This is a genomic window from Candidatus Galacturonatibacter soehngenii (assembly GCF_008830185.1).
GTDB lineage: Bacteria > Bacillota > Clostridia > Lachnospirales > Lachnospiraceae > Lachnotalea > Lachnotalea soehngenii.
The window spans coordinates 735,854-757,542 of record NZ_WAGX01000004.1 but is presented as its reverse complement, the minus strand read 5'-3'; the positions used below and the strand labels follow the sequence as shown (position 1 = coordinate 757,542).

General features: G+C 33.3%; 17 protein-coding genes and 1 tRNA gene. All 18 read left to right on the top strand.

Annotation, left to right across the window (positions count from 1 at the left end; genetic code table 11):
- The first annotated feature begins 48 nt into the window (after positions 1-48).
- The gene (gene pheA, locus F7O84_RS06090) at positions 49-1,197 is read left to right on the top strand and encodes a prephenate dehydratase (RefSeq protein ID WP_151143028.1); all 1,149 of its coding nucleotides are present in this window, start codon (positions 49-51) and stop codon (positions 1,195-1,197) included.
- On the top strand, positions 1,198-2,493 hold the full coding sequence (locus tag F7O84_RS06085; protein ID WP_243140820.1) for an ATP-binding protein: 1,296 nt from the start codon (positions 1,198-1,200) through the stop codon (positions 2,491-2,493).
- Between the two features lie 31 nt (positions 2,494-2,524).
- A complete protein-coding gene (locus tag F7O84_RS06080; protein ID WP_151143026.1) occupies positions 2,525-4,048 on the top strand; it encodes a Ppx/GppA phosphatase family protein in 1,524 nt (507 codons plus the stop codon).
- Between the two features lie 38 nt (positions 4,049-4,086).
- Positions 4,087-6,210 carry an RNA degradosome polyphosphate kinase gene (locus F7O84_RS06075; RefSeq protein WP_151143024.1) on the top strand — a complete coding sequence of 708 codons (2,124 nt, stop codon included), beginning with the start codon at positions 4,087-4,089 and terminating at the stop codon, positions 6,208-6,210.
- Positions 6,211-6,235: 25 nt separating this feature from the next.
- Complete coding sequence (locus F7O84_RS06070) at positions 6,236-8,221, top strand: DNA topoisomerase (protein ID WP_151143022.1); 1,986 nt, start codon at positions 6,236-6,238, stop codon at positions 8,219-8,221.
- 21 nt (positions 8,222-8,242) lie between these two features.
- Positions 8,243-8,911, top strand: a complete 669-nt coding sequence (locus F7O84_RS06065; RefSeq protein WP_151143020.1) for an acyltransferase — start codon at positions 8,243-8,245, stop codon at positions 8,909-8,911.
- A 208-nt stretch (positions 8,912-9,119) separates the two neighbouring features.
- Positions 9,120-9,815 (top strand): ABC transporter ATP-binding protein, encoded by a 696-nt coding sequence (locus tag F7O84_RS06060; RefSeq protein WP_151143018.1) that lies wholly within the window; start codon positions 9,120-9,122, stop codon positions 9,813-9,815.
- Positions 9,815-11,386, top strand: a complete 1,572-nt coding sequence (locus F7O84_RS06055) for a putative ABC exporter domain-containing protein (protein ID WP_151143016.1) — start codon at positions 9,815-9,817, stop codon at positions 11,384-11,386. The genes F7O84_RS06060 and F7O84_RS06055 overlap by 1 nt, the downstream gene beginning before the upstream one ends.
- Before the next feature lie 10 nt (positions 11,387-11,396).
- Positions 11,397-12,149, top strand: a complete 753-nt coding sequence (locus F7O84_RS06050) for a lysoplasmalogenase family protein (protein ID WP_151143014.1) — start codon at positions 11,397-11,399, stop codon at positions 12,147-12,149.
- Positions 12,150-12,253: 104 nt separating this feature from the next.
- Positions 12,254-12,336, top strand: a tRNA-Leu gene (locus F7O84_RS06045).
- Positions 12,337-12,392: 56 nt separating this feature from the next.
- A complete protein-coding gene (locus tag F7O84_RS06040; protein ID WP_151143012.1) occupies positions 12,393-12,806 on the top strand; it encodes a hypothetical protein in 414 nt (137 codons plus the stop codon).
- A 230-nt stretch (positions 12,807-13,036) separates the two neighbouring features.
- Positions 13,037-13,372 carry a zf-HC2 domain-containing protein gene (locus F7O84_RS06035; protein ID WP_151143009.1) on the top strand — a complete coding sequence of 112 codons (336 nt, stop codon included), beginning with the start codon at positions 13,037-13,039 and terminating at the stop codon, positions 13,370-13,372.
- A 24-nt stretch (positions 13,373-13,396) separates the two neighbouring features.
- A complete protein-coding gene (gene polA, locus F7O84_RS06030) occupies positions 13,397-16,033 on the top strand; it encodes a DNA polymerase I (RefSeq protein ID WP_151143006.1) in 2,637 nt (878 codons plus the stop codon).
- Positions 16,034-16,042: 9 nt separating this feature from the next.
- Positions 16,043-16,639 (top strand): dephospho-CoA kinase, encoded by a 597-nt coding sequence (gene coaE, locus F7O84_RS06025; protein ID WP_151143004.1) that lies wholly within the window; start codon positions 16,043-16,045, stop codon positions 16,637-16,639.
- A 10-nt stretch (positions 16,640-16,649) separates the two neighbouring features.
- Positions 16,650-18,743 (top strand): cell division FtsA domain-containing protein, encoded by a 2,094-nt coding sequence (locus tag F7O84_RS06020; protein WP_151143736.1) that lies wholly within the window; start codon positions 16,650-16,652, stop codon positions 18,741-18,743.
- 6 nt (positions 18,744-18,749) lie between these two features.
- A complete protein-coding gene (locus F7O84_RS06015) occupies positions 18,750-20,405 on the top strand; it encodes a sensor domain-containing diguanylate cyclase (protein WP_151143001.1) in 1,656 nt (551 codons plus the stop codon).
- 42 nt (positions 20,406-20,447) lie between these two features.
- Positions 20,448-21,245 (top strand): MBL fold metallo-hydrolase, encoded by a 798-nt coding sequence (locus F7O84_RS06010; protein WP_151142998.1) that lies wholly within the window; start codon positions 20,448-20,450, stop codon positions 21,243-21,245.
- A 93-nt stretch (positions 21,246-21,338) separates the two neighbouring features.
- Entirely contained in the window at positions 21,339-21,611 is a 273-nt protein-coding gene (locus tag F7O84_RS06005; RefSeq protein ID WP_151142995.1) for an ACT domain-containing protein, read from the top strand.
- Positions 21,612-21,689 lie beyond the last annotated feature (78 nt).

Here is a 21,689-nt window from a genome sequence, read left to right as displayed (position 1 = left end):
ATTCTGATTGAATTGTAGCCAAAATACTTAATGTAAGAGGAAGATGAAATGATGGATTTACAAGAGCTAAGGAAAGAAATTGATTTAATTGATTCAAAAATGGTAGAGCTGTATGAAAAACGAATGAAAATCAGTGAAGAAGTCGCAAATTATAAAATTAGCACTGGTAAACCTGTTTTTGACAAAGAAAGAGAATGTGCAAAGATAGAGCAAGTCAAGTCTCTTGCTAAGACTGAATTTACGAAGCATGGGGTTGAGGAGTTGTTTACTCAGATTATGGCCATGAGTAGGAAGCTTCAGTATCAGTTATTAAATCAAAATGGAGTACAAGATAAAAATTCATTTCACTTAGTCCATTCAATTAAGGAAAAAGAGAAAGCTAAGGTTATTTTTCAAGGAGTTCCAGGAGCCCATAGTCAAAGAGCAATGACAGAGTTTTTTGGAGAGGACATAGACAATTCTTATGTAGATACGTTTAAGGATGCAATGGAGGCAATTAAGAATAAGAAAGCAGATTATGCGGTATTACCGATTGAAAATTCATCAGCTGGAATTGTGAATACAAGCTACGATTTGCTAGTAGAGTATGACAATTATATTGTTGGCGAACATATATTAAAAATAGAGCAGGCTTTACTTGGAACGATGGATGCTACGATTTCAGACATAAAGACAGTTTTTTCACACCCTCAAGGATTGATGCAAAGCGCCAAATTTCTTGAATCCTTTCGAGAGTGGAAGCAGATTAGTATGCAAAATACGGCAACCAGTGCTAAAAAAGTGAAAGATGACATGGATAAGACACAAGCAGCGATTGCTAGTGTGGAGGCCGCTAAGATATATGGACTAAAAGTATTGCAAGAAGCAATTAATTTTAGTGAATCCAATTCAACTCGGTTTATTATTGTCTCACATGAGGCATTATTTACAGAGGACTCGAACAAGATTAGTATTTATTTTGAAGTGCCTCATGAAAGTGGTTCTCTTTACAACGCATTGTCGCACTTTATTTATAACGGAATTAACATGACTAAAATTGAATCAAGGCCTTTAGAGGCAAGACCATGGGAATCAAGATTCTTTGTTGATTTTGAAGGAAATCTTTTGGATAGTGCAGTTAAAAATGCACTCATGGGCCTTAGGGCTGAAACAATAGATTTAAAGATTATAGGAAATTACAAAAAATACGAGGACTAAATGATGGAAATGATAAGTGAATTGATCATATATAAGAATTTTGAACATGGTGAAATACTAAATGACGTGACATGGATAATGGAAAATTATGAGAATGAATACTATAATCTTACCGATATCAAGGCCTTATTATACGAACAAGTAAATAGATTGGTAGAGTTCACAGAAAAGTATGGTTTTGAAGGAAATGTATGGCACAATTATCTTGGCTTTTTATTAGCAAATAATGAAAATGCATATAGTACTTCATGCGAAATAATAGGTCATGTGGATGGTAGTATCAATGAATTAGTAAAGAACGATTTTAAGATTTTTATGAAATTATTTCATTTTGATTTCGAAATAATAGAAAAAGTTCTTGATGTATCATGCCTATCATATTTGAAAAATTATAAGACAAGTCATTCTTTAGGTAAAGTCTACAATCGAAGAATTAAAGAGCGTATCTGTGAGCTTAGCAAAGGATTAGCAGCAAGCTTAAATGAAGAAGAATTTAAAGAAGTCATCACAAGCTTTTATAAGGATTTTGGAGTGGGTAAACTTGGCCTTAACAAAGCATTTCGAATCGAACATATAGATAGCGAGACAAGGCTTGTTCCCATTACGAATATATGCCATGTTCACCTAGATGATTTAGTGGGATATGAACTACAAAAGAAAAAACTTATTGCCAATACAGAGGCATTTGTAAAAGGGAAAAAGGCAAATAACTGCTTGTTATTTGGAGATGCGGGTACAGGTAAATCAACTAGTGTTAAGGCTATTTTAAATGAGTATTATGAGCAAGGACTTAGGATGATTGAAATCTATAAGCATCAGTTTCAAGATTTGACTTCCATCATTGCACAGATAAAGAATCGAAATTATAAGTTTATAATATTTATGGATGATTTATCTTTTGAGGAATTTGAAGTAGAATACAAATATTTAAAAGCAGTGATAGAGGGCGGATTAGAAAAGAGACCTGATAATGTGCTTATCTATGCGACTTCTAACAGAAGGCATCTGGTAAGGGAAAAATTCAGTGATAAAGAAGAGCGTAGGGATGACTTACATTCCTCTGATACCGTACAAGAAAAATTATCCTTGGCATATCGATTTGGTGTTTCCATATTTTTTGTTGCACCAGATAAGAAGGAATATATGAACATTGTGGATGTTTTAGCAAAAAAATATAGCCTTGAAATTCCAAAAGAAGAACTTTTTTTAGAAGCAAACAAATGGGAGTTGAGTCATGGAGGCTTGTCAGGGAGAACGGCTCAACAATTCATAGATTATTTATTAGGTAAGTACTAATGAGATAGAGTTTCGAAAAAGGAGGAAGCCTATGAATATCACTACGTTTGCGGCAATCGATATAGGCTCATATGAAGTCGGAATGAAGATATTTGAATTATCTTCTAAATCTGGCATGAAGCAAATTGATTTTATCAGACATCGTATTGAACTTGGGAAAGATACCTATGTTTTAGGTAAGATTGGTTGTGACTTAACCGATCGACTGTGTGAAGTACTATGTGATTTTACCAAAATAATGAAAAGCTATCAGGTAGATGCTTATCGAGCATGTGCAACAAGTGCTGTTAGAGAAGCAAAGAATACCATTATGCTTTTGGATCAGATTAGGCTAAGAACGGGAATTGTAGTAGAAGTATTGAGTAATTCAGAGCAAAGATTTCTTAGATACAAATCGATTGCGTATCAAGTCGACCATTTTGAGAGAATTATTCAGACTGGAACAGCCATTCTTGATGTAGGGGGAGGGAGCAGTCAATTCTCTCTTTATGATAAGGACAAATTAATAGCGACGCAAAATATTAGGCTGGGTTCACTTAGAATTCGAGAAAAGCTTGCTGGACTTAGAAAATATACAACGAATATACCAGCATTAGTGGAAGAGTTAATTGATAGTGACATATCAAACCTCTACTTACAATACATTAAGAACTATACAATAAAGAATATTATAGTGGTTGGAGATTATATTAACTACTTTCAATCCGATAAAAGTGGGTTTCTAACGCGCGAGAAGTTTATTAATTCCTGCGAAAAGCTATTTTTACTGTCTACGGATGAAATTGCTGTAAAACTAGGAATACCTGCCGAAGATGCAACCTTATTAATTCCTTCTTTAATGATATACAAACGAGTGATAGAAAAGACAGGGGCTGAAAATATCTGGACGCCTGGTGTTAAGTTATCCGATGGAATTGCATATGATTATGCCGAGAATAATAAAATAATAAAAGTGAAGCATGACTTTGAGCATGATATCATTGCAGCAGCTCGAAATATTGGAAAGCGTTATATTAATAACAAAGAGCATATACAGATGTTAGAGGAACTGGCTCTTAAAATATTTGATCGCACAGTCAAGATACATGGAATGAGTAAGCGAGAAAGACTTCTTTTACAAATTGCAGTAATCTTGCATGATTGTGGGAAATACATTAGTTTGTCTTCCTTTGCGGAATGTTCGTATAATATAATAATGGCTACAGAAATCATAGGACTTTCGCATCTGGAGCGTGAAATTATTGCAAATGTAGTAAAGTTTAATACAACGGAATTTGTGTATTATGATGAACTTGCTGGAAAATTCGATAGACAAAGTTATATTTTATTGGAAAAGATTACGGCTATACTTAGAGTTGCCAATGCACTTGACAGAAGCCATAGGCAAAAATTTAAAAATGTAAAAATTACATTAAATGAAAAAGAACTTGTTTTAACCCTTGATACCATGAGTAATGTTTTATTGGAGAAGGGGTTATTTAAAGAAAAAGCCGAATTTTTTGAAGAGGTTTTTAGTATAAAACCTGTAATTCAGCAAAAAAAGAAATTTGAATAACGACTTTAGGAAGATTACAAGTGATTGGAGGGAAATAAATGGAAGAGCTAGAATACAATAATCCACTTTTTTATCAGAACAGAGAACTAAGTTGGATTAGCTTTAATAAAAGAGTTTTAAGTGAAGCAAGAGACAAAAGTAATCCATTATTTGAAAGACTTAAGTTCTTAAGTATCACAGCTTCCAACTTAGATGAGTTCGTTATGATTCGTGTAGCTTCCTTAAAAGACATGGTTCATGCAGGATATAAAAAAACAGATATTGCTGGGATGACACCTTTGGAACAATTAAAACAAATCAATGAAGCGATGCATGAATTAGTGAATTTACAATATTCCACTTATAATCGTTCTTTACTTCCAATGTTGAAGAAGAATGGAATTAAGGTGATAAAGGCACACGAAGAGCTTTCGAAACAACAAGGAGAATTTGTGGATGAATACTTTAAAGAAAATGTCTATCCCGTTTTGACACCTATGGCGGTCGATTCCTCCAGACCGTTTCCGTTAATTCGAAACAAAACATTAAACATTGCAGCACTTCTTAAGAAGAAAAAAGAAAAAGAAGAGTTAGAATTTGCCACTGTTCAGGTTCCGTCAGTTTTACCTAGAGTAGTTAAATTACCAACGGGTAAGAAAGGGGAACAAGTGGTCATTACATTAGAAGAAATCATTGAAAGAAATATGGATAAACTATTTCTTAATTATGATGTAATCTGCGCACATCCTTATCGTATTATGCGTAACGCTGATTTAACGATTGATGAAGATGAAGCCTCTGATTTGCTAAAAGAAATTCAGAAACAACTTAAAAAAAGGCAATGGGGAGAGGCGATTCGTCTTGAGGTGGAGGATGAAATTGATAAGAGATTACTTTTGGTTTTGCAAGAGGAACTAGAAATTAGTGAAGATGATATTTATATGATTAATGGTCCCCTAGATTTGACTTTTTTAATGAAGATGTATAGCTTTGAAGGCTATGAAAATCTCAAGACACCGAAGTATCAACCGCAACCAGTAAAAGGAATGACACTGGAGGAGGATATCTTTACACAAATAAGACGAGGAGATATTTTACTTCACCATCCATATCAGACCTTTGACCCTGTGGTAGATTTTATAAAATCAGCTGCAAAAGATCCAAAGGTTTTGGCAATCAAACAAACTCTTTACCGTGTAAGTGGGAATTCTCCAATCATTGAAGCGCTAGCGCAAGCAGCGGAAAATGGAAAACAAGTATCGGTTTTGGTTGAATTAAAGGCACGCTTTGATGAAGAAAATAATATTGTTTGGGCAAAAATGCTTGAAAAAGCTGGATGTCATGTTATATATGGTCTAGTTGGTTTAAAGACACATAGTAAAATTACGTTAATTGTTCGTAAGGAAGAAGATGGAATCCGAAGATATGTTCATCTTGGAACAGGAAATTACAACGATTCTACAGCAAGAATTTATACCGATCTAGGATTATTTACATGTGCTGAGGCGTTTGGCGAAGATGCTACGGCTGTCTTTAACATGCTTTCTGGTTATTCTGAACCATTATCATGGAATAAGTTGTCTTTGGCGCCTATTTGGCTTAGAAATAAGTTTATTTATCTAATTAGACGAGAGACAGAAAATGCTAAATTAGGAAAAAAAGCACACATCATTGCTAAAATGAATTCTTTATGTGACAAAGAAATCATTCTTGAACTTTATAAAGCGTCTGCAGCAGGTGTAAAAATTGAATTGATTGTAAGGGGAATTTGTTGTCTGAAAGTTGGAATTGAAGGTGTGAGTGAGAATATCACGGTACGTTCGATTGTAGGAAATTTCTTAGAGCATAGCCGTATCTTTTATTTTTACCATAATGGTATGGAAGAAGTATATATGGGAAGTGCAGATTGGATGCCAAGAAATTTAGATCGACGTGTTGAAATCTTATTTCCAGTAGATGATGAAAAACTAAAAAAGGAAGTGATTAAGATTTTACAATTTCAACTAGAAGACAATGTAAAAGCCCATCTTCTTAATGTTGATGGAACGTATGAAAAAGTTGATCGTAGGGGGAAGCAAAAATTTAATTCTCAAGATTATTTTTGTCAGGAAGCAGTTAAGGCAGGAAAAGCAAAAGAGGATAATCGTGTCAATAGAGTTTTCATACCTAAAGAAGGGATATAAGTAAAAAAAGGAAAGTTGGATACAAATGGCGAAAGCTTTATATATATCAGAAAAACCAAGTGTTGCACAAGAATTTGCAAAAGCACTTAAATTAAAAACAAGAAAACAAGATGGCTATTTAGAGGCGGAAGAAGCTGTGATTACATGGTGTGTAGGGCATTTAGTAACGATGAGCTATCCAGAAGAATACGATGAGAAACTAAAAAAGTGGAGTCTAGAGACTTTACCTTTTATTCCAAAAGAATTTAAGTATGAAGTGATTGAAAATGTAAAGAAACAGTTTCATACCGTGCAAAACTTATTGCACCGAGAAGATATTGATACCATCTATGTTTGTACGGACTCTGGACGAGAAGGAGAATACATTTACCGTCTTGTAGAGCAAAAAGCACAGGTACAGGGTAAGGTTCGTAAGCGAGTATGGATAGATTCCCAGACAGAAGAAGAAATTCTAAAAGGAATTCATACAGCGAAAGATTTATCGGAATATGATAATTTAGCGAATGCTGCTTACCTTAGGGCAAAAGAAGATTACTTGATGGGAATCAATTTTTCAAGGCTATTGTCTTTAAAGTATGGAAATGCCATTGCCAATTATTTGAATGAACGTTACTGTGTTATATCCGTTGGACGAGTTATGACCTGTGTACTTGGAATGATTGTGCGTAGAGAAAGGGAAATACGAGAATTTGTAAAAACTCCTTTTTTTAGAGTTCTTGGTACCTTTGATTGCAGTGGAAAAGATTTGGAGGCAGAGTGGAAAGCAGTTGCGGGTTCAAAATATTTTGAAAGTCCAAAGCTTTACAAAGAAAATGGATTCAAGTCAATAGAAGATGCAAAGGAACTAATCTCGCATTTAAACAGTGAACCTCCAGTAATTGGAGAAATTGCAAATATAGAAAAAAAGAAAGAAAATAAAAATCCCCCTTTGTTGTATAATCTTGCAGAACTTCAAAATGACTGTTCTAAAATGTTTAAGATTAGTCCAGATGAGACTCTTCGTATTGTGCAAGAACTCTATGAAAAGAAGCTAGTGACCTATCCAAGAACGGATGCAAGAGTTTTATCAAGTGCCGTTGCAAAAGAAATATATAAAAATATTAGTGGACTAAAAGCGTATGAGCATGCGAGTGTATTTGCAGAAGAAATTCTTTCGAGTGGTTCTTATAAAAAAATTGGTAACAGTCGTTATGTAAATGATAAGCAAATTACAGACCATTATGCGATTGTGCCAACGGGGCAGGGATTAAGTGCCCTTCGTGCGATTCCACCAACTGCTTTAAAGGTATACGAAACCATTGTTAGAAGATTTCTTAGTATCTTTTATCCACCAGCCGTTTATCAAAAGATTTCAATCACTACAAAAGTAAAGGAAGAAAGCTTATTTGCTAACTTTAAGATTATGTTGGAGGAAGGTTATTTAAAGGTTGTCCCAAATTCTTTTGATAAAAAACGAGAAGATACTGGAGAGGACTCAAAATACGATGCAGAAATGATTGAAGTGGTTAAGACGCTTAAAAAAGGTGGTAAGATGCCTATAAAAGAATTTAATATAAAAGAGGGAGAAACGTCACCTCCTAAAAGATATAATTCTGGTTCTATTATTTTAGCAATGGAAAATGCAGGTCAACTGATTGAAGATGAGGAGTTAAGAGCCCAAATCAAAGGAAGTGGTATTGGAACAAGTGCAACGCGTGCAGAGATACTAAAGAAATTGGTTAATAATAAATACATGGCACTAAATAAAAAAACACAGATATTAACACCTACCCAGCTTGGTGAGATGATTTATGATGTTGTGAATTCATCCATACGTTCTTTGTTGAATCCAGAGTTAACAGCAAGTTGGGAAAAAGGATTAACTTATGTTGCAAATGGAGAAATTTCTTCGGAAGAATATATGGAGAAATTAGAGAAATTTATTGTAAGTAGAACAGCTGGGGTATTAGGTCTTAATAACCAATATCAGTTAAGAGCATGTTTTGATTACATAGCAAAAAATTATAAATAAGATAGGAACGGAGAGATTAGAATGGAAGGTTTAAAAATAAGACATTTGTATGATTTAAACGAAACAATTGCAAAAGATTTATTTGAAGGAATTACATATCCATGGGAAGCGCTTCCTAAAATTGGCGCATTTATCATGCAATTAGGAGAATCCTTAGATCCTAATGAGTATGAAAAAATAGATGATAGTGTATGGGTTGCAAAAACAGCAAAGATTGCAAAAAGTGCATGCATCAATGGACCGGCGATTATTGGGAAGGATGCAGAGGTAAGGCACTGTGCATTTATTAGAGGAAACGCGATTGTAGGGGAAGGAGCTGTGGTAGGCAATTCTACCGAGCTAAAGAATGTGGTGTTATTTAATAAGGTACAAGTACCTCATTATAACTATGTAGGAGATTCCATACTTGGATACAAAGCACATATGGGCGCTGGATCAATCACTTCCAATGTAAAGTCTGATAAAAAGCTAGTTACGATAAAGTCAGTAGGAAAAACAATTGAGACTGGCCTTAAGAAGTTTGGAGCGATGCTTGGTGACCGTGTTGAAATTGGCTGTAACAGTGTATTAAATCCAGGAACTGTTGTTGGAAGAGACAGCAATGTGTATCCGCTTTCTTCAGTGAGAGGATATGTCAGTGAGAATAGTATATTCAAAAAACAAGAGGATATTGTAAAAAAAGAAGATTAAATAACAGGTAGCAAACTGTAACCACAAGGAGCAGTTTGCTACCTGTTGTTTTATTTTTCGAGGTAGAGTACGAATTAAGTGTCTGCAAATATTATTATATTGATTGACAATTAACTTAAAATATATTATTGTATTAAGAGAGTAATACAATAATACAATTTATTATTACATATAGTTTTCTTTTAAATTTAATTAGTGAGGGATAAAAATGTTAGAGATAAAAAACTTAACTAAAAAATATGGAAAAATGTTAGCGGTAGAAGATGTAAGCTTTACAATTCCAGACGGGCAAGTGGGGATATTATTAGGGCCAAATGGAGCTGGTAAATCAACCATTATAAAAAGTATTGCAGGACTTTTGAAATTTCAAGGAACTGTATTAATCCAACAGATACCATCAAGAGAAATTGATGCAAAGAAAATATTTGCTTATGTTCCAGAGATGCCAGCTATGTTTGAAGCGTTAACGGTAAGAGAACACTTGGAATACATTTGTAAAGCATATGATGTTTCAGATTCAGAACATTATATGGAAGAATTACTGGAGCGTTTTGAATTAACAGATAAACAGGATAAACTAGGAAATGAATTATCAAAAGGGATGATGCAAAAGGTTAGTATATGTTGTGCCCTAATGATTAAACCCAAAGTTATCTTATTTGATGAACCCATGGTAGGGCTTGATCCAAAAGCCATTAAAGAACTAAAAGAGACCATACAGGAATTAAAAAATAATAACATTACTGTTTTGGTAAGTACTCATATGCTTGATATGGTAAAGGATTTATGGGATATTATGTTTATCATGAATAAGGGAAAAATTGTTGGCGAATATCTTAAAAAAGATACCAATGATAAAGACATTGATGATATTTTCTTTGAGATAACAGGTGGTGAAGCATAATGAGAGTACTTTTATATTTATTTGTAAAAACCACAAAAAATAGAATTAAAAAATCTTTAAAAAAACCAGCTACCTATTTATGGGCTGTTTTTGCAGTGGCTTATATTGCTATGATTGTTGGTTCGTTGGGAACTTTAATCGACACGATGAAGCTAGGGAATCCGCAAGGATATACCTTAATTGCATCCCTTGGAATTTTTTTCTTCTTGCCTGCCAATATTGTTACTTATGCAAAAAGAAAGGGTTTGATTTTTAAACAAAGTGAAGTACACTTTGTTTTTCCGTCACCAGTAAGTCCAAAATGGGTTTTATTGTATGCAAAGATTAAGCAGATTTTGTTGGCATTGTTATTAAATAGTATAATAGCAGTAGTTGGAGTGATTTATTTTAATCTTTCCATCCTTCAGATGCTTTTATATTTTGTTCTGGCATTTGTAGTAGAATCCATATTAGAATGTAGTTTAACAATCATATTATATGGAAATGAGACATTATCAAAGAAGCATTTGACGTTATTGTGCAGAAGTTTATATTTAATTATTGCTGCACTACTTGGTTTTGGGGCTTATTTATTTTTTAAGTATCAAGCTTCATGGGAGATTGTTCAGTTGTTTTTATCTCATCCAGTCGTTCAAAGTGTGCCAATCATTGGTTGGAACATAGCCTTTTTAAGATTAATTATACTAGGTCCTACCACCTTAAATGTAATTGGTACCATTTTATATGTCTTGACAACGCTCGTATTATTTGTTATGGCTTATAAAATGAAATGTGGTGGAGAATATTACGAGGATGCGATGCAATTTGCAGATGATTATGCTGTAAGGATAGCAAAGAATAAAAAAGGAGAAATGGGTCTTCCTTTTAAACAAAAACTAGGAAAAGCAACCATTGTTTATAAAGGAAAGTATGCAAAGGCAATATTTTACAGACAATTGCTGGAATATAAAAAGAATCGTTTCTTTATATTTGGAGTCGTTTCGCTTGTAAATTTAATTGCTGGTGTGGCAATTGCAGTGTTTGGATATTATAATTATGACGAGGTAAAAGAGATGTCTGCATTTATCATTCCTGGTGTAAGTGCTTATATTACTTTTATTTTTAGCGGCTACGCAACGAAATGGGGAAAGGAAATAAGTCATCCATATACCTTTTTGCTTCCTGATTCGCCAGCTAGAAAATTATGGTATGCGACATTAGTAGAGCACATTAGGGCTCTCGTTGATGGAGCATTAATTACAATACCAGCCTCCATTTTTCTTCGACTTAATTTAATTCAAATTATATTATCTATTTTGGTATATATGTGTCTTCAAGCAAACAAATTATATTTAAATGTTGTTACAGATGCTGTAATACAAAGATTCCTTGGAACGGTTGGAAAACAAATGTTTCGAGTGTTTGTACAAGGAATGATTATTGGAATATGTGCTCTTAGTGCAGTATTAGGAGGTGCTTTCTTTCGTATAGAAGTAGGGTATCTATTTATGATTATAATATCAGTGGCAATCACAGCACTTTTGGCTGTCATTGCTTCAAAATCCTTTGAAAATATGGAGAGTATAGAATAGGTGATAATTTATGAAGTGGATAGTTGATATAAAAAATATGACAGGAAAAGATAAGCTTACAAGACGATTTATTCGTCTTGAGCTATTTCTTTACTTATTATTTTTGGTGCTTGATTTATTACAAATAGCGAATACGCTATCGAATATATTGAAATACATTTCGATATGGCTCTGTCTTATTTTTTTTGCTTTAACCTATACAAAAATAAAGAACAATAAAAGAGCCCTCATGCTTGGTATTTTATTATTTACAGTAATAGCGGATACATTTTTACTATTTACGAATCGTTTTGAATATGGCATTTTATCCTTTATCATAGTTCAAATACTTTATTCTCGTAAGATTAAGGCAACTTGTATGGATGGATGCAAGTTATATATGATAGAGATACTTTCAGTTACTTTTATATGGAATATATTGATATTAGTTTTGAAAAATGAGATAAATTTAACTCCAGTTATCGCATTAGCTGGTTTGTATTTTTTGCTTTTTACGGGAAATTTAATTCGGATATGGATTCAAGTAAATAAAAATAGGAATATAGAGGAGAATATCATAACCAGACAAACTACAATGCTAGCAATCGGACTTACTTTATTTTATTTATGTGATATTAACGTAGGTTTAAAATTTATACTTAATGACAGAGATTCTGGTTTTGCTCTCCTTAATTTACTAACGAGTGCAGTACAAAACCTAATTTGGTTTTTTTATTTGCCATCACAGGTAGTTTTAACATTGCAAGCAACAATATTTGATTAAAAAATATAATTATTTTCGAAATATAGCTTGCAATGTTTTACATAATATGTTAATATATCTTTTGTTCGGTTAACAAATCACGAATGAAAAATTTTTAATAATTTGCGGATGTGTCGGAATGGCAGACGAATCAGACTCAAAATCTGACGGGGGCAACCCCGTGTGGGTTCAAGTCCCACTATCCGCAGTAAGTTGTCAGGCAGAAATGGATGTAAATTTGTATCTATTTTTGCCTGACTTTTTATGGCTGTGGGACAGTTACAGGTGGTTGAAATGCCAAAAGGACTAAAGCAGTATCTTGTAGATGAAAATATTGCATTTCAAGATAGTTATAGCTTTCAACTTGTATCTGATTCTATTTTTGAACAAAGTTATATCTTAGCTCTAAATAAAGAAATCTTTCATATTCCTGATAGTGGCTATGAAATTATTCTTACGATACCAGAATCCAAATATTCTGCTGAAGAATATAAAATTTTAGAAGTAAAATCTTATGCAGATGTAAATACAAAAGCTATTATGTCTACTCTATGTGAAGGGGAAGGTTATTTATTTCTTGATTACACACAATATGATAATGAGGAAGCACCTATTACTGTTACCATCCTTAACCGACCTGAATACTTAGAAACTATATTAACCGTAAGTACAAAATAACCATACTTAGTCTATAGTATTTGCACATAATATGAATTAATTTCAAAAGTACAAGATGCCGCCAGCAATGGTGGCATTTTTTAGAATTTATAATATTCATTATTTATAAATCCTGTTACTAAAACATTATCTTAACAACTTTCGTAAAAATTGTTTTAAATTTATTTATTTTAGTGTATAGTAATTATGTATAATTTGAAGTAGCAATAGGTGAAGTAGTGAGGCTTATCATGGAATGTAAAGAAGTACAAAAATTAATTACAAAATATATTGCAAAGGATATGAATGATAAAGAATTAGAACATTTTCTTAATCATATTGAAAATTGCAAAGAATGTTATGAGGAATTAGAAATCAATTATACGATTTACGCAGCTTTGATGCAATTGGATGATAATCCTGGGGCTTCTTATGACATGAGTGCCATGCTTTTAGAACAATTAAAAGCATCTAAAAAGTATATAATAAGAAAAAAAGCATTTGAACAATTCAAAAATGCGCTGTATACGGCAGCTATGGTAGCACTTATTATAGTAGTGATAATACAAATTAGGTTATGGATTTAAAATAAATTTAATGGAGAAAACAAAATGAAAGAAAAAATCGTCTTAATAGATGGGCATAGCATCTTAAATAGAGCATTCTATGGAGTTCCAGATTTAACAAATAGTAGCGGATTTCATACCAATGCAATCTATGGATTTTTAAATATCATGTTTAAGATTTTAGCAGAAGAAACACCAAAGTACCTTACGGTTGCATTCGATGTGCATGCCCCTACGTTTCGCCATGAAATGTATGCAGAATATAAAGGGACAAGAAAGCAAATGCCAGAGGAATTAAGAGAACAGGTTCCAGTTATGAAAAAGGTCTTAAGGGCAATGGGGATTAAGATTATAGAACAAGCTGGACTTGAAGCAGATGATTTACTTGGAACCATTGCAAAACGTTCGGCAAAGCAGGGCTTAGAAGTATCTGTTATATCTGGAGACAGAGATTTGCTGCAATTGGCGGAAGAGGACATTAAGATAAGAATCCCTAAAACCAAACGAGGAACAACTGAAATAGAGGATTATAATGCAAAAGATGTATTGGAAAAATATCAGGTAACGCCAAAACAATTCATAGAATTAAAGGCCTTGATGGGAGATGCATCCGATAATATACCAGGGGTACCAGGGATTGGAGAGAAAACAGCTACAAAGCTCATTGTTGAATATGGTGATATTGAGAATGCTTATGCGCATGTAGAGGATATTAAGCCAAATAAAGCAAAAGAAGCATTAAGAGATCATTTTGATAAAGCAAAATTAAGTAAGATTTTGGCAACAATTAACATTGATTGTGACATTGACTTTTCCTTGATGGAAGCAGAAATTGGCAATGTCTATACCGATGATGCTTATCATTTGTTTAAAGAATTAGAATTTAAGAATCTGTTGAATCGATTTGAAGCACCAGTAAGTCAAGATAATAACTTAGAAGAAGCGTTTTCACTTATTACTTCCTTAGAAGAAGCAGAGAGTATTTTTGCAAAATTAAAAATGCAAAATCGAATTGGTATGAAGTTGTTACAAGATAACGGCTTAGTTGGAGTTTCCTTTACAAATGAAGCAAAGGAGAGTTACTTTATCGCAGTGGAAGGCTTTATTACAAAGCAGTATTTGCTGGATAAAACAAATGAGGTTTTAAGAAATGTAAAGTATGTTGCAACGATTGGTTTAAAAGAACAACTTTCTTTGATTGAGGTAGACGATTCGAATAAATATTTTGATATAGAAATTGGTGCATATCTCATTAATCCTATGAATCCAGTATATCATTTTACAGATATTGGAAAGGAAATTCTAGGTCTTATGTTACCGGAAAAGGAAGAAATTCTAGGTAAATTGGCATTTCATAGTGCTTACGAACAGATGCCAAACGAATTGTGCAAGGTAGCCTGTTATATGAGTTATGTGGCATTTTCTGCGGCTCCTTTGATTGAAGATAAATTAAAGTCAATCGGTGAGTGGGATTTATTCAAAGAGATAGAAATGCCATTAATATTTACTTTGTATGATATGGAGAAGGAAGGAATTGCAGTTGAAAAGGAATCGCTTAAAGAGTATGGCGATCAATTAAGCATTCGTATTGCAGAGCTTGAGAAGCAGATTTATTCTATGGCAAATGTGGAATTTAATATTAATTCCCCAAAACAATTAGGGGAAGTATTGTTTGGACAATTAGGACTTCCTTACGGTAAAAAGACAAAAACAGGTTATTCTACAGCCGCTGATGTTTTAGAAAAGCTTGCTCCAGAATATGAAATTGTAGCATATATTCTAGAATATAGACAGTTAGCAAAGTTAAAATCCACCTATGCAGATGGACTGGCGAATTACATTGCAGAAGATGGGAGAATTCATAGTAATTTTAAACAAACGATTGCTGCCACGGGAAGAATTAGTAGTACAGAACCAAATCTGCAAAACATTCCGATTCGTATGGAGCTTGGTAGATTGATACGTAAGGTCTTTATACCAAGAGAAGATTTCGTGTTTGTTGATGCAGACTATTCACAGATTGAATTAAGAGTACTGGCACATTTTTCAGCAGATCAAAAATTAATACAAGCTTATCAAGAGGAACAAGACATTCATAAAATAACAGCTTCAGAAGTATTTCATACACCACTAGAAGAGGTAACAAGTCTTCAAAGAAGGAATGCAAAGGCGGTTAACTTTGGTATCGTATATGGAATTAGTTCGTTTGGTCTAAGTCAGGATTTAAGTATCTCTAGAAAAGAAGCATCAGAATATATAGAAAAGTATTTTGAGACTTATCCAGGAGTTAAGAAATTTTTGGACGAAGCAGTTGCAAATGCAAAAGAAACGGGAGTTTCTACTACAATGTTTGGAAGAATTCGTCCAATACCAGAATTAAAGTCAAGTAATTTTATGCAAAGATCGTTTGGAGAGCGTGTTGCAATGAATGCACCGATTCAAGGAACCGCCGCTGACATTATTAAGATAGCTATGATTCGTGTCAATGAGCGATTAAAAGAAGAGAGATTACAATCAAAATTAATTTTACAAGTACATGATGAGTTATTAGTTGAGACGCATAAAGATGAAATCATTAAAGTAAAAGAAATACTAAAAGAAGAGATGCAAGGAGCAGCAAAACTACTTGTACCATTAGAAATAGATATGAATACTGGCAATAACTGGTACGAGACAAAGTAAGGTGTTAAGATGAAGATAATTGGAATTACAGGCGGTATCGGAGCAGGTAAAAGTAGTGTATTAAATTATATACAAAAAAACTATAACGCCAGAGTGATAATGGCAGATCAGGTTGCTCATATGCTTGAGGAGCCTGGTCAGTCTTGCTACTATTCGATTGTCGAGGAGTTTGGAAGTAATATACTAAATGCAGATATGACAATCAATAGACAACGTCTGGCTCACATCGTTTTTGAAGATGAAAAGAAACGACTCAAGTTAAATGCCATTGTTCATCCAAAAGTGAAGGAATATATTGTAGGAGAAATCAAGAGAGAAAGAGAAAAAGGGAAACTTTCATTTTTCATTATAGAAGCGGCGTTGTTATTAGAAGATAGATATGATTTGATATGTGATGAAGTATGGTATATTTATGCGCATGCAGACATAAGAAGGCAACGTTTGAAAATGGCAAGAGGTTATAGTGATGACAAAATTGATTACATCATGAAAAGCCAGCTAACAGAAGAGGACTTTCGAAAGAAATGTACGGTTGTAATAGACAACAATAGTAAAGAATATGATACACAGATACAAATAGATGAGGCATTAAGGGAGGAGCATTAAATTGGCAGATATGGTTAAGTATCCACAACATTTAGTTTTTGGACTCGATATAGGGACAAGAAGTATTGTAGGAACCGTAGGGTATAAGGAGAGGGACAAATTTAATGTAGTAGCTCAATATGTAAAAGAACATGATACCCGTGCAATGATGGATGGTCAGATTCATGACATCAATAAAGTTGGCGAAACAATATCCATTGTAAAAAAACAGTTAGAAAAACAAATTGGCCGCCAGCTATCACAAGTTTGTATTGCTGCTGCGGGACGAGTACTTAGAACGGTTACAGTAACAACTGAGTATGAGTTTGGAGAAGAAACCTTAATCAATCAAGAGCATATTTACTCATTGGATTCGCTGGGAGTTGAGAAGGCACATGATGTAATTCGTGCAAACAACGATACAGGTATTAATTTTTATTGTGTAGGATATACAGTTGTAAAATATTACCTAAATAATTATATCATTGGTAACCTTGAGAACCACAAAGCAAATAAAATTGGGGCTGAAATAATCGCTACTTTTTTGCCAGAAGAGGTGGTATCTGGTTTAAATACAGCAGTTGGAATAGCGGATCTAGAAGTCGCGAACCTAACATTAGAGCCGATTGCCGCTATTAATATTGCAATTCCACAGGTATATCGTATGTTAAATATCGCGTTGGTGGATGTGGGAGCAGGAACCTCAGATATTTCTATTACTAAAGATGGAAGTATTATTGCATATGGAATGATTCCAAGAGCGGGAGACGAATTAACAGAAGTCATCGCAAGACATTGTCTGATTGATTTTAAGACAGCAGAAAAAATAAAGTTTGAGCTGGGAACAAGAAAAAAGACCATTACATACAAAGATATTATGGGCAATAAGATAAAGGTTGAGCAAAAAGAGTTACAAGATATGGTAAGGCCTATGGTAGAAGAGGTTACAAAGGAAATCGCAGATAAAATCATTGAACTAAACGGTGGAAAGACAGTAAGTGCAGTTTTTGTAGTTGGTGGTGGTGGTAAAATAAGTGGATTTATAGAAAGTCTTTCTGTTTTTTTAGGACTTCCAAAAGAAAGGGTTGCACTTCGTGGAGAAGAAGTATTAGGAGATGTTAATTTCTTTCAAGAGAATATTAAAAAAGATCCATTATTGGTAACACCAGTTGGAATTTGTTTGAACTTTTATGACCAGAAGAATAATTTTATTTTTGTTAACTTTAATGGCGAAAGAATAAAGTTATATAATAACAACCGTTTAACCATTGTTGATGTTGCCATTCAGACTGGTTTCCCTAACGAGGAGTTATTTCCAAGAAGAGGAAAGGAATTAAACTTTACGATAAATGGGAAAAAACGTATGATACGTGGTCAGCTAGGTGAAGCGGCTATTGTTACATTAAATGGTAATCCAGTTGGTATTAATACTAGAATAGAAGCAAATGATAAAATTCAAATCATTGGATCAACCGCTGGAAAAGATGCAGAACTTACAATCGAAAAAATACCTGAATATCATAATACCATTGATATTATTGTCGATGGCAAAAAGGTAAAATGCCCTCAATACGCACAAGTGAATGGACAAATTGTTTCAAACTATTATAACATACAAGAAAATGATGACATAGTTATGAGAAATTATTACACAGTAGCCCAGATTCTTGCATTTATGGACATTGAAATAGAGCAAGATGTAGAATTGTTCGTCAATAATAATCCTGCGGATTTGGATGAAAAAGTATATGAGAATTTTTCTATCTCTTTAAAAAAAATAAATGACGTTGATTTTATGGAAGAAGTAAGCTGTGTGAAAGAAGTTAGCCAAGATATGGAACAAAGTAAGATGGATAAAATAGAAAGCGATGTAATCGTTCAAGATTCTTCAAAAGCAAATCAGAGTGAACCAACGCAGATTTCTTTGGATGTTACGGTTAATAATAAATTGGTTACATTAAAGGGAAAGAGCAAATATGTGTTTGTAGATATTTTTGATTGGATCGATTTTGATTTGAGAAGTTCAAGAGGCAGAGAAATTGTAACATTGTTAAACGGAGAAAAGGCAAAATATACACAAGAGCTAAATTCTTTGGATGTAATTGAAATTTATTGGAAGGAATAGATCAAAGTGAATTCTGCAAAACTTTTTAAAATTCATGCACAGATTGCCAAGATTCGTATTTTGTTTATAACTGTTTTTATAGTTTTATATGTATTAGGTGTATTTGCTAATATATGGGAATATAATTTATCCCGTTTAATATTTTCAAGAGTTTTTATTATTGTATTGGTAGGTTGCGACTATATATTTGCATGTTTTCGTTATAAATTTAATTTTCGAATCCTTCTAGGAATTCGAATTCCAATGGCTATGTGGGCTTTAGCAAACGTAGTCTTAAGTCAAATACCATATATTGCGGCTTTATTTATGTTATATTTTGTGATTCTCTTGGTACAAGTATTGTACTTAACAAACGTCGTAAGATTGCGAGATAAATTGTTATTATTTTATATCACAACAATTCCAATGTTTATAACGGCATGCACTCGGATTATATTATTGAAAAGCGTAGATGCAATGATACAAGGTATAATTTTTTACCTCATCTTGGTCGCTTATATGACATTATTTATTATAATAACATCTCAAGTTTTTGCGGAAAATAATCTGGAATTAGAAAAATTAAAAACGGAATTAAAGAAAGTCAAGCAAAGTACTAGACAGGAGATGAATAGTCAAGGTTTCCCAAAAGATAATGTGTATGAAAAACTTAGTCACGAAAATACAGAGATGTTAATAGAGAATTTGATTCAACAGTATATTTCATCATCCTTGGAGATTTCAAATCTAATGAAATTAATATTGGAAAGTCTGTCAGAGGCATTGGTTGTTAATTTGTGCAGTATTATTGTAAAAGTCGAGCATGAAGATACCTATCAGTATAATTCGAGGGCAATATGTAATTGTATTGATTTGGATTATTTTAATTCATATATCGAAAATGGAAGCTTGGTGGAACGTTTTAAGAAGTTTCGAGAGCCATATGTAGACAATGCAGTAAAGACTGGAGAATATGATTTTTTATCTGGCGCAGAGATACAATCATTACTCATTTATCCTCTTATGAATGAGGGAGATTGGCTTGGTATGCTTGTAATAGGAAAGGATAAAAATAATTATTTTGTAGATAATATGTCTTTTTTCGAGAGAGTAAGTACACAATTTTCCATTGCACTTATGAATGCTAGAATTTATACTAAGATGGAAAATATGGCGATGAAGGACGGCTTGACTGGAATTTACAATCGAACGTATATGATTCAAAAAGTCAATGAATACATATCCAATGTAGTTTTAAATAAGAGCCCGTTAGCTGTCATATTATTTGATATTGATAAGTTTAAAAAAGTAAATGATACATATGGACATTTGTTTGGCGATGAAGTCATCCGAGTATGCGCTAATTTGGCAAAGGATATTGCAGAAAAACACAATGGATTTGCGGCTCGTTATGGAGGAGAAGAATTTGTAATGGTATGTAAGCCTCTCTCGATACAAGAACTAAGGGATTTAACAAATATGTTACATTCTAGGATTAAGCAAACGGAGGTGTCTTATCGAGGGAGTACACTTTTTTTCAATGTAAGCATTGGAGTTGCAGCTTATCCTGCTACTTGTGATAATCCAGCTGAACTTATAGATAGGGCAGATAAAGCAATGTACCATTCCAAGATAAGCGGAAGAGGACGAATTACTTTTGATGGTGAATATGTACCACAATAAAAGGAAGAATTGCAGAGAGCAATTGAACAGTTGGAGGATAAAATGAGATTATGTAGTATAACAAGTGGAAGTAGTGGAAACTGCATTTATGTTGGAGCAGATAACACTCACTTGATAATAGATACAGGAATAAGTGGAAAAAGAATAGAAAATGGTCTAAACCAAATTGGACTAAAAACAGCTGATATGAACGGAATTCTTATTACCCATGAACATTCAGACCATATCAGCGGACTAGGGGTTCTTGCAAGGCGATATGGAATTCCAATTTATGCAACCAAAGGTACGATATATGAGATTAAAAAAAGTAAATCAGTAGGAGCAATTCCAGATGATTTGTTTCAAGAAATACAAGAAGATACAGAATTTATGATAAATGAACTTACGGTTCATCCTTTTTCAGTTTCTCATGATGCGGCACAACCGGTAGCCTATCGAATTAGTCGAGAAGATAAATCAATAGCCATTGCGACCGATTTAGGAAAATATGATGATTATACTATAGACAACTTAAAGGATTTAGATGTATTATTATTAGAAGCCAATCACGATATCAATATGCTTCAGGTTGGTTCATATCCATATTATTTGAAGCAGAGGATATTGGGGGATAGGGGACATTTATCCAACGAACTTTCTGGAAGATTACTTTGCAAGCTAATAAGTGATAAGCTAAAGGCTGTGGTGTTAGGGCATTTAAGCCAAGAAAACAATTATGAAGAGCTTGCTTATGAAACTGTAAGATTAGAGATTTCCATGGGAGAAGCAGCCTATAACCCAGATGATTTTTATATTACCGTGGCAAAGAGAGATTGTATTTCTGAATTAATTACGATATAACATATTGTATAAATTCAAAAAATATTGCATAATGATACCTATCACAAGCATGTGATTGATATAAAGCTAGTAAGTGAATAAGAGGAGATTAACATGAAAAAAACAATTATAACAGTCGTTGGAAAAGATACCGTTGGTATTATCGCAAAAGTTTGTACTTATTTAGCAGAAAACAATATTAATATTTTGGATATTTCACAAACTATTGTACAAGATTACTTTAACATGATGATGATAGTAGATGCAAATAAATCAGCAAAGCCTTTTTCAGACATGGCGATGGAACTTGATAAAATTGGAGAAGACATTGGAGTAAAGATTACTTGTCAACTCGAAGATATTTTTAATAAAATGCACAGAATTTAATAACCGTTTGCCTAGTTAAAAGTTATCATTTGCGAAATAAGAATCAAATGGAAATGTTTATGAATGGAAAGGACTAAA